Origin of the sequence: Acinetobacter sp. YH01019 (genome assembly GCF_013420285.1) — a bacterium.
GTDB lineage: Bacteria > Pseudomonadota > Gammaproteobacteria > Pseudomonadales > Moraxellaceae > Acinetobacter > Acinetobacter gandensis.
Map to the genome: position 1 here is coordinate 33,650 of NZ_VOYM01000024.1, position 9,826 is coordinate 43,475.

Annotated in this window: 10 protein-coding genes; 6 read left to right on the forward strand and 4 right to left on the reverse strand. The window is 38.8% G+C overall.

Annotation, left to right across the window (positions count from 1 at the left end; genetic code table 11):
• Window positions 1–191: 191 nt before the first annotated feature.
• The 3 genes from FTT84_RS07945 (at window position 192) to FTT84_RS07955 (ending at window position 2,167) form a co-directional block, all read left to right on the forward strand.
• Window positions 192–980 (forward strand): rRNA large subunit pseudouridine synthase E, encoded by a 789-nt coding sequence (locus FTT84_RS07945; RefSeq protein ID WP_067762614.1) that lies wholly within the window; start codon window positions 192–194, stop codon window positions 978–980.
• A 154-nt stretch (window positions 981–1,134) separates the two neighbouring features.
• Complete coding sequence (locus tag FTT84_RS07950) at window positions 1,135–1,584, forward strand: hypothetical protein (RefSeq protein ID WP_180080719.1); 450 nt, start codon at window positions 1,135–1,137, stop codon at window positions 1,582–1,584.
• Complete coding sequence (locus tag FTT84_RS07955; protein WP_180080718.1) at window positions 1,538–2,167, forward strand: ELM1/GtrOC1 family putative glycosyltransferase; 630 nt, start codon at window positions 1,538–1,540, stop codon at window positions 2,165–2,167. The genes FTT84_RS07950 and FTT84_RS07955 overlap by 47 nt, the downstream gene beginning before the upstream one ends.
• A 62-nt stretch (window positions 2,168–2,229) precedes the next feature.
• Here the strand turns inward: FTT84_RS07955 and FTT84_RS07960 are convergent, their stop codons facing one another.
• Entirely contained in the window at window positions 2,230–3,933 is a 1,704-nt protein-coding gene (locus FTT84_RS07960) for a M61 family metallopeptidase (protein WP_180080738.1), read from the reverse strand.
• 180 nt (window positions 3,934–4,113) lie between these two features.
• Here FTT84_RS07960 and FTT84_RS07965 point away from each other — a divergent pair, with 180 nt between their 5' ends.
• The 3 genes from FTT84_RS07965 to slyD all read left to right on the forward strand — a co-directional run bounded on the left by FTT84_RS07965 (window position 4,114) and on the right by slyD (window position 7,449).
• Window positions 4,114–5,427, forward strand: coding sequence for a D-alanyl-D-alanine carboxypeptidase PBP6B (locus FTT84_RS07965; RefSeq protein ID WP_067762617.1), 1,314 nt, complete (start codon window positions 4,114–4,116; stop codon window positions 5,425–5,427).
• 101 nt (window positions 5,428–5,528) lie between these two features.
• Window positions 5,529–6,830 (forward strand): NAD(P)/FAD-dependent oxidoreductase, encoded by a 1,302-nt coding sequence (locus tag FTT84_RS07970; RefSeq protein ID WP_067762618.1) that lies wholly within the window; start codon window positions 5,529–5,531, stop codon window positions 6,828–6,830.
• A gap of 136 nt (window positions 6,831–6,966) precedes the next feature.
• Window positions 6,967–7,449 carry a peptidylprolyl isomerase gene (slyD, locus tag FTT84_RS07975; RefSeq protein ID WP_067762619.1) on the forward strand — a complete coding sequence of 161 codons (483 nt, stop codon included), beginning with the start codon at window positions 6,967–6,969 and terminating at the stop codon, window positions 7,447–7,449.
• A 134-nt stretch (window positions 7,450–7,583) separates the two neighbouring features.
• Here slyD and FTT84_RS07980 read toward each other — a convergent pair whose 3' ends face one another.
• From FTT84_RS07980 to FTT84_RS07990, 3 genes are all read right to left on the reverse strand, one after another.
• Window positions 7,584–8,363 (reverse strand): M48 family metallopeptidase, encoded by a 780-nt coding sequence (locus FTT84_RS07980; RefSeq protein WP_067762620.1) that lies wholly within the window; start codon window positions 8,361–8,363, stop codon window positions 7,584–7,586.
• Between the two features lie 110 nt (window positions 8,364–8,473).
• A complete protein-coding gene (locus FTT84_RS07985) occupies window positions 8,474–8,785 on the reverse strand; it encodes a hypothetical protein (protein WP_180057424.1) in 312 nt (103 codons plus the stop codon).
• A 110-nt stretch (window positions 8,786–8,895) separates the two neighbouring features.
• Entirely contained in the window at window positions 8,896–9,699 is an 804-nt protein-coding gene (locus tag FTT84_RS07990) for a M48 family metallopeptidase (RefSeq protein ID WP_067762622.1), read from the reverse strand.
• Window positions 9,700–9,826 lie beyond the last annotated feature (127 nt).

A 9,826-nucleotide genomic window follows, 5' to 3' on the forward strand; every position in this document is an offset into this window, starting at 1 on the left:
CTAGGTTCTCCCTCTATATCTCGCGATTTTGAAAATATTTACCGATTAGGCAATACTTTCCTCCTTTCTTATCGCATAATAGATTAATTGAAATTACCTTTTTTGGAGATTTATATGAGAAATAACATCATTTCTCTGTTTAATAAATCACCATATTTTCCATATTCATACATTTAAAGAAGTCATTTTTTATGAAAATCGTCATTCTTAACAAGCCATATGACGTGCTCTCCCAATTCCGTAAAGACGAAGCACACATGACCATGTCGGACTTCGTAGACGACCCTACTTTGCGTTTAGCAGGTCGCCTAGATATGGACTCGGAAGGTCTGGTTTTCCTCACAGATCATGGTGGTCTCAATCAATACATCACCAACCCTGCCAATAAAAAATTTAAAACGTACTTGGTGCAAGTTGAAGGTGATGTTACTGAAGAAGCTTTAGAGCAACTTCGTAAAGGTGTTGAGCTTAAGGATGGCATGACACTTCCAGCCAAAGCACATAAAGTTGAACAGCCTGAATGGTTATGGGAGCGCGATCCTCCTGTTCGTTTCCGCGCTTCAGTTCCAACGTCTTGGGTTGAAATTTCTATTTGTGAAGGTCGAAACCGTCAAGTACGTCGTATGACTGCTGCGGTTGGTTTCCCAACTTTACGTTTAATTCGTACGCAAATTGGTGGCATTAGTTTAGTTCAGATGCAACTAAAACCAGGCGAAACAAAAGAGATCGAACCCTTACTCTATCCAGACTTCCAAAATGTGCCTGCCGAAGAACCATATCGTTCACGTTCTTATGTGAAAAAACCTGGTGGTACAGGTGGTAAGCCAATGGTTCGTAAGAACAAAGATGGTTCTGTTAAAAAGTCTGGTACTAAACGTATTTGGCAAATGGAAGAACATGAAAAGCCAAAACGTCGCACCAATGGTACAACCCGCCCAAATACCAAAGCGCCACGTGCACGCGGACGTAATGGTCGTTAATCCAGTCATTTAAAAACTATTAAAAGCTCACATTCGTGGGCTTTTTTATTTTTCACAAAAGTTTAGGAACGTAACAATTATTTAAGATTATTTTCATATTTTATGTTTAAAATCAGTTATAACAATTTAAACGTTGAATATTTAAACAGAAATTATGAACACGCCATTTAATCGCGATAGAAATAAAGTGCTTGTAATTCATGATAACCGTGTTGGTCATTTGAATCCGTCTATTGCTGTGTCTGAAATGATTGAAAAAAGGTTTTTCCTGCAAGCTGAATTATTTCAGATTCCATTTTTATCAAAACATCTTGTAAGTCTTTTTAAAAAACTATCGAACTTCCCACGTTTATATACAGCTGCGGCGCGTCTTATTTTTAAATTTCCAACACCAAATTTGGAGCATACAGATGTTATCGTATGCTCAGGTATGCCGAATTTAATTTATGCAGCATACTTGTCGCAACGCTTTAACATCCCTCTCATCTATGCAGGTGGAACAAGAAAATTTAATTGGCGTTTAATTGATTGGACCATAACGACTATCCCTGAAAATCATGCGGGGGAGACAGATTATTATTCCAACGGGTGCCGTACCTTCTAAAATTACCCGTTTAGTCAATATCCCTTCAAATCATGAAGCATGTCTGCTTATTGGCGGCCCTACACATGAATATCCATTCACTGAACTTGATTTTATTCAGATGATTGAAAATTTTGTTCAATTTTCAGAGTTACATAAATTTAAAGCGACGGTGGTATGCTCACGACGTACACCAACACTGACTTCTAAGACCATCAGTTATTTACAAAGTAAAAATATTGAACTCGTATGCCCTCAATCCTCAACCTCAATTTGTGATGTATTCAAACGTAGCGAATTCATATTTGTCACCGAGGACGACAGTTCAACCATGTTGTCTGAATCAATTCAAACTGGTCGAGTCGTAATTTCTGTTTGCCGTGAGGACTCAAAAACAGATGACATTATTCAAGCTTATTTGGATCACCAATTCATTCAAAGAAAGACTATTTCACAACTCACAGATGTTGAATTAACTTCGACTAAAATTGATCCTAAGCTTATAGAAACGATTATTACCCAACAACTTGTAGATGACTTAAAAGCAAAATCAAAAAATCTAAGTTTTTATCAAAGCCATGTGAGCAAGTTAAAAATGTTATGACGCTCAATAGATAATAAAAAACCCATAAAAATATGGGTTTTTTATTTCGTTAATTGATTGAATTAAATATTCAACCACTTTTCAGCTTTGGCCTGATCATCAACCTTTAATTCAACTTCTGCAAGTTCAGTAATACCACCTTGAAGTTCAAACTGCATCAGCTCATCTCGTCGGAATGCAAACACGATAAAGCGACCTTCACGTTTTGCAAATTTTTCCAATAATTTCGTTGTAGCTTTTATACCATCAATAGCAATAATCACATCATTTGCAGAAAGGCCTGCTTTTGCGGCCACGCAGTCGCGGCGCGCCTGTTGCACCAATACACCTTCTGGCTTATCCGCAAGTTTCAAGCCGAATGGGAGCGATTTGTCCTGCTTGAATGTATATGACACCCCAAACTCAGGGAATAATTGATCAAGTGGCAGCTCATCAGTAGTATTAATCAGATGGTTGATTTGCTCCAACCAGTTATCGCCCGTCAATTCATTACATAAATTGAAAATTGTACGTTCATTTACCTGAATGCCATTTTGCGCATTTTCAAACAACTTACGCATTAAAGCATCAAGGCTCGAACCACGTAAGCGTAAGCCAAGGTCTAAGCAAAGTGCAACTAAACAGCCTTTGTTGTAATAGCTCGTGCCCGCATTATTTGAGTTCTCATCTTGACGGTAGAATTTCACCCAAGCATCAAAACTCGACTCAGCCACCGTTTGAATTCCACGGCCTGGATTTTGCAAATAACGATCAATCTGTGCTTTTAACAATTTCAGATATGAATCTTGATTAATCACACCACTACGCAGCAAAATCAAGTCATCATAATATGAAGTAAATCCTTCAAAGATCCATAACAAAGACGTATAACTTTCCTTGTTAAGATCATAATTCACAAAATTTTCTGGACGAATAAATTTTACCAACCATGAATGGAAGTATTCATGACTGCATAAACCTAGGAAACGTTGATAATCTGCAGATGGCTCAACAGGTTCATCTGCTTTAGGCAAGTCATCACGCGGACTAATCAAACTTGTGCTATTTGGATGCTCAAGCCCACCATAGCTATTGCCTGTCGCCATGGTCATAAAGGTATAGTCTTTGAATGGTGCTGAACCAAACATGCTAATTTCTGTAGTACAGATTTTTTCAATGTCTTGCTGCATACGCTCAGCATTCATTGCATGCTGACCAGATACCACAAACTCATGCGGAATACCGCTAGCTTCAAAGCTAAAACGCGTTTGTTCTGCTAATTCAAAAGGTGCATCAATTAATTGAGCATAATTGTCCGCATATAAAGTATAGCGACCTTTTACAAAGCTCTTCGATTTTAGACCAGTTGCCAATTGGAAATGTTTAAGTTCTGGAGGTAAAAATACTTCGACTTCAATAGGCGTATTTTCCTGCCCATCCAGACCTAAACATGCACATGCTGGATTGACATACAAACGTGTTTGATCAACATAAGCACCACGTACAGACAAGTCATAAGCATATACATCGTATTCAACTGTAATTAGCTCATGGTCGGTATTAAATAAGCGCCATTTATTCTTTTCAAATTTTTCAATTTGTAATAATCGACCATCTTCATCATAAGCACGAACAGCTTCAATATGCTTTGAAAATTCGCGAATCAGGTAGCTTCCCGGTATCCAAGTAGGCAAAGAAAGCACTTGCGTAGGGTTCGCTAGAAAACGCGCAGTCACATGGACTAAATGCTGACGATAATCGTCGAATTCGATTTGATAATGCAACATCATGGGCAATATAAAATAATTGAAAGATAACTTATCAATTAGCTTAACATTTTTTACAACTGAATGCGGAACTGTCGCAATTGTCTACAATTTTGACTAGTCAGCAGAAAAAAAAAGGCATAGCATGCCTAAAAATTTTTTCGTTTTACCACCAACGGAATGGTTGGTTAAGGAACCTCATTGAAACCCGTGATCTACCTCATCGCGTTGCTTAGTTTTCTATGCTCCACGATAGCAAATGCCACCCTATTAAATGTTATGCCTGAAACTGTCGAAGCAGAAGCTTGGACCATTTTAGACCCTCAATCTGGCCAAGTGATTGCGGAGCATAATAGTCATGTGCAACGTGCACCAGCATCCCTAACCAAAATGATGGTGGGTTATATCGCATTAAAAGAAATTCAAGCTGGCCATCTACGTAAAGATGAAATTTTAACCGCAACGCCTGTGGTACAAATCGTGCAATGGGATGAATCGCAAATGTACCTTAAACAAGGTGAGCAAATATCTGTAGATCAGTTGCTTGCTGGTTTAGTGGTTATGTCTGCAAATGATGCAGCCGTTACTTTAGCGGAACGTATTTCAGGTGATGTTCCTCGCTTTATTGATCGCATGAACAAAGAAGCAAAAGCTTTAGGTATGAAGGATACACACTTTCAAAATCCAGCTGGCATTACCATGCCTGATCATTACTCTTCAGCAGCTGATCTTGCGCGTTTAGCTCAAGCACTGGTTACCGAAACACCAGATTATCTTTATTATTCAAAACAACAAAGTTTTAGCTATAACCAGCGATTTCATCGCGCCACCAATATTTTACTCAAACAAGATCCTTCAGTAGATGGTCTTAAAACGGGCTTTACAAAAGCAGCTGGCTACAATTTAGCACTTACCGCCAATCGACCTATGGCAAATATAGAAGCACCAGAGCGTCGTTTAATTGTGGTAGTCATGGGTGCTAAAAGCGGAATTAAACGTGCTGAAGTTGCTCATCGTTTAATGAACCTAGCTTATACCTACACACGTAATGAAGTTGCGATTAAAGATAAACAATTGATTGCTGAATTGCCTGTAGTGAAATCAACCTTGAAAATGTTTAAAGTTGAAACCAAAAAACCTAAACTTATCACCACCTCTTTATACGATCAGGCTTATGCCATTGATCTTCAAGCATTTGATCAACTTCAACAACGCATTATGCTCAATACAGGCAATGGACAAATTCAAGCTATTGAACCACTGCATGAAACGCAAACCAAAATGAATGTAGAAATGAACAAACAGGAACTCACTGCGCCACTTGCTGAAGTGATGAAATTAGCCACTGTTTCGGTCTATCAAAATAATAAATTAATCAATACCTTTGATATTGAAGATAATGTTCAAATTGAAGAAGCTAATATTTTTGAACGTTTCTTTATGTGGATTAAAAGCTTATTCAGTATTTTTTCAAATGAAACTACTGAACTGAAAACCTACCCAATTGGTCAGTGATGTGATTATGTAACTTGTAAGACAATTCGTTATTCAGCTAAAAAAGAAGATGGCATACTCTTGTCATCTTCCTTTTCTTAAAATAATAAATAGGTATATCAATGAATAACGCGGATAATTCCAAGTTACATCATATCGTTATTGTCGGTGGTGGTGCGGGCGGTCTGGAGCTGGTCACACAACTAGGCGACTTACTCGGTAAGAAAAAAAAAGCACGTATAACACTGGTTGACATGAAACTGACCCATGTTTGGAAACCACTGCTACATGAAATTGCAGCAGGAACGATGTCAATTAGTGATGAAGAAATTAACTACTATGCACATGCGGCAAAACATCATTATGAATTTGTTTTAGCTAAACTTGAAAACGTTGATCCATCCAAAAAAACAATTCAACTCAGTAAAGTCCAGCAAGGTAAATACGAAGCCCAAAATGAGCAACTTGATTTAGCTTATGACACACTTGTGCTTGCGGTAGGCTCTGTTTCAAATGACTTCAACACACCAGGGGTTTATGAACATTGTCATTACCTCGACAGCTTGCAACAAGCTGAAGTTTTTCAACAAGACCTTCTACAGCTGTATCTAGATGCACAAAATAGCGATGCTCAACGTGAACTTAAAATTGCCATTATTGGCGCAGGCGCGACTGGCGTAGAGTTGTCAGCAGAACTTGTGCAAGCCAAGCACAATTTTTATAAATATGGTTTAAACAAAATTCATCCGAAAAGTGTTCAAATTAATCTGATTGAAGGTGCAGATAGAATTTTACCTGCCCTGCCGGAAAAAATGGCTGAGCATGCCAAACAACAACTAGAACGCATGAAAGTTGAAGTATTAACTGCGAAGCGTGTTGAAAAAGTAGATGCTGAAAAAGTTTATTTTAATGATGGCAGCAGCATTAATGCTGAACTCAAAGTATGGGCAGCTGGTATAAAAACCCCTGAAGTAATTCATAAATTAGATGGCTTTGAAAAAGATCGTATGGGCCGTCTCAGTGTTTATGCCACCTTACAAACCAAAGCACATCCAGATATTTTCGCCTTTGGTGATTGTGCACACTGCCAACCGCGCGCAGATGAGCCTGTATTAGGCCCGAGAGCGCAGGTTGCAAGTCAGCAAGCATCGTTCCTAGTAGACTGCTTAAAGGCACGTTTACGCGGAGAACAGCTCCCTATGTTTGTATTCTCAGACAAAGGTTCGTTGGTTTCACTGAGTAAACATAAAGCGGTCGGTGAATTATTAGGTCAAGTCAATGTACAAGGCTTTGTTGCAAAATCAATGTACGTTTCCCTTTATCGTATGCATCAAGCGACGATTTATGGTTATACCCATGCAGGTTTGCTGACAGCTAAAGATTTTGTTACACGAAAAATTGCACCAAAAATAAAATTGCATTGAAATTCAAATAATCGTCCCTATTTAAGATGAAAGCATTATAAATGTCCAAAAATTGCATTTTTTTGATAAATTTAGTCTACAAAAATGCAATTTCACTTTATGATGTAACCCTTAAAAAATTGAATGGATCAATAACATGACTGCTATTGCAAATAACTCTGTGGTTTCTTTCCACTACACATTGACTAATGCTGAGGGTGAAACTCTTGACCAATCTCAAGGTGAACCACTAGCGTATTTGCACGGCGCTGGCAACATCATCCCAGGTCTTGAAAAAGCACTTGAAGGTAAAACAGTTGGTGAAAAATTCACTGTAAATGTACCTGCTGCTGAAGGTTATGGCGAATACAACCCAGACCTAGTTCAAGAAGTTCCTGCGCAAATGTTCCAAGGCGTAGACAACATCCAAGCGGGCATGCAATTCCAAGCTCAAACTGATGATGGCGTTCAAATCGTTACTGTTAAATCTGTTGAAGGCGACAACGTAATCGTTGATGCGAACTTCCCACTTGCTGGCCAAGATTTAACTTTCGAAGTTGAAATCGTTGAAATCCGTGAAGCTTCTGCTGAAGAACTTGACCACGGTCACGTACACGGTGCAGGTGGTCACCATCACTAAGATCTTTTAGATCTACACCAAAAAGGCAAAGTTTTTACTTTGCCTTTTTATTGCTTTCAAAAAAGCAATTCAATGTTAGACGATTTATAAATAAAAAAGGCAGACCGAAGCCTGCTTTTTTTTACACCAAACAATTATTTACGTTGGTTATAGAGTTGTTGTGCCGCTGGCAAGTTTTTACGCATAGCTTCGATACGTTGTGAGTTTGAAGGGTGAGTAGAAAGGAAAGACGAACCACCAGCCCCTTCAAGTTTGTTCATTTTTTCCCAAAGTGTAATTGCCGCCTGCGGGTTATAACCTGCACGTGCCATCAACATTAAACCACCTTGGTCAGCACGACTTTCTAATGAACGTGAATATGGCAAACCTACACCAATTTGACTACCCAACTGCGCAGCAGCTGTACCCAATTGACCAACATTATTACCTGCTGCACTTAAACCAATATTTAACGCTAAATCCGTTAAGGCTTGCGCACCCAACTTACTTTTCGCATGTTCTTCTAAAGCATGCACCATCTCATGTCCCATAACTGCTGCAATTTCAGCATCAGTCAGGTTTAATTTATTTACAATACCTGTATAGAACACCACTTTACCTCCTGGTGCTACAAAGGCATTAACTTGATCTGATTTCATCACAGCCAGTTGCCATTGGAAAGCCTGACCGGTTTGATTCATTTGATCTGCATAAGGACGCAGTTTTTGGAATACAGTATTAATGCGCTTATATGTACTCGAAGAGGTATCGAGCTGATTTTTAGAACGTGCGTCGGTAACCATTTGGTTATAACTTTGAGTTGCCTGAGCATTTAATGTCGCAGTATCAGCACCTGCCATATCTGCAACAGTTGCACAACCAGAAACAGTCAATACGCCTGCTACGCATAAGCTTGTTAGAATTATTTTCTTCACTGAAATTACTCCAGACCGTTAAAATATAAGTAAATAATTGTGACATTATATTCTGAAGGTCAGAAGCAGAAAACGAAGATATAGCGACTTATAATAGTATTTATGTAACTTTATTTAGCCAAAAACTGAATGATCAACCAATACGCCAAGCAAATTACATTCAACACCAAATATACATGTAACACGGGCTTAATTTTTTGCTCAAGCACGACGTCATTACGTTTAAGAAATAGATAAGCATTTTGAATTAAAACTATAGGCACCAAAATACAAGCAATAATGACAGATAAACCAATTAGTGCTTGATAGATCACTTGTGGATCTTGTGTTTGTCCACGAATAATCATCATGGCGATGGTTGGTGCGCCGCCCATCGCAAACAATAATGAATAAAAAATTGTGGTGGAAATATTTTTCTGCATCCTGCACTACACTCCTCTTTCAAGTTTGCATTTTAGCAAGTCCACATACCGTGTATAGCTCACCAAAATGCAACTTTAGTCTCGAAACTTTAGACAATCATCAAAATAAATTAACGACGTACCACTGCTGGCGATGCATTTTTATAATATTGCTGCGCTTCAGGCATCATTTTTTTCATGGCTGCAATCCGGTCATTGTTACTTGGATGCGTTGACATAAACTTGCTCAGTGCGTCATTACCACGATTGTCATTCGCGTTCATTTTTGTCCAAAGTGAAATTGCAGCTTCTGGGTTATAACCCGCTTTCGCCATCATCACGAGACCGCCTTTGTCTGCGCGGCTTTCTAAATTACGTGAATATGGCAGTCCAACGCCAAATTGACTCCCCAAGTCCAATAAGGTCGCACCATAACCACCTGCTGCATTTCCAACGTATTGCGCACCAATACCGACAGCAAGATTCGTTAATGCAGTTGCACCAATTTTATTTTTTGAATGCTCTTCTAAAGCATGAACCATCTCATGCCCCATAATGGCTGCAACTTCATCATCCGTCAGTTTTAAGGTTTCAACGATACCAGTATAAAACACCACTTTTCCGCCCGGAGCGACATAGGCATTAATTTCTTTTGATTTAATTACTGCCACTTTCCAATCAAAAGCCTGCCCAGTCTGGTTCATTTGATCAGCGAAAGGTTTCATTTTCAGGAAGACGCGATTTACTTTTTGATATGTTGCAGACTTCGTATCCAATACTTGTTTACTTTGCGCGTCCTTTAACATCGCATTATACGACTGTGTTGCTTGTAGATTTAAAGTTGCAGAATCTGCACCTGCTAAATCGGCAATCGTGGTACAACCGGTAAATGATACTGCTACAGCTAAACATGCCAAAGTTTTCTTATAATTTATCTCTGTACACGACAAATTTCACAGAACCCTTATCCTATCAGGCTTCTGCCTTCTTAAAATTGCCAAAATCTCCTTAAACTCTTCTTTTTTCCCAAAACCAATTAAACGCTGAATCGCCATTTGAACA

What these genes read in the sequence shown, in the direction of transcription:
- FTT84_RS07970 (WP_067762618.1), top strand. Translation starts at nt 5,529, where the DNA reads ATGAATAACGCGGATAATTCCAAGTTACATCATATCGTTATTGTCGGT.
- FTT84_RS07955 (WP_180080718.1), top strand. Translation starts at nt 1,538, where the DNA reads ATGCGGGGGAGACAGATTATTATTCCAACGGGTGCCGTACCTTCTAAA.
- FTT84_RS07945 (WP_067762614.1), top strand. Translation starts at nt 192, where the DNA reads ATGAAAATCGTCATTCTTAACAAGCCATATGACGTGCTCTCCCAATTC.
- FTT84_RS07950 (WP_180080719.1), top strand. Translation starts at nt 1,135, where the DNA reads ATGAACACGCCATTTAATCGCGATAGAAATAAAGTGCTTGTAATTCAT.
- FTT84_RS07985 (WP_180057424.1), bottom strand. Translation starts at nt 8,785, where the DNA reads ATGCAGAAAAATATTTCCACCACAATTTTTTATTCATTATTGTTTGCG.
- slyD (WP_067762619.1), top strand. Translation starts at nt 6,967, where the DNA reads ATGACTGCTATTGCAAATAACTCTGTGGTTTCTTTCCACTACACATTG.
- FTT84_RS07960 (WP_180080738.1), bottom strand. Translation starts at nt 3,933, where the DNA reads ATGTTGCATTATCAAATCGAATTCGACGATTATCGTCAGCATTTAGTC.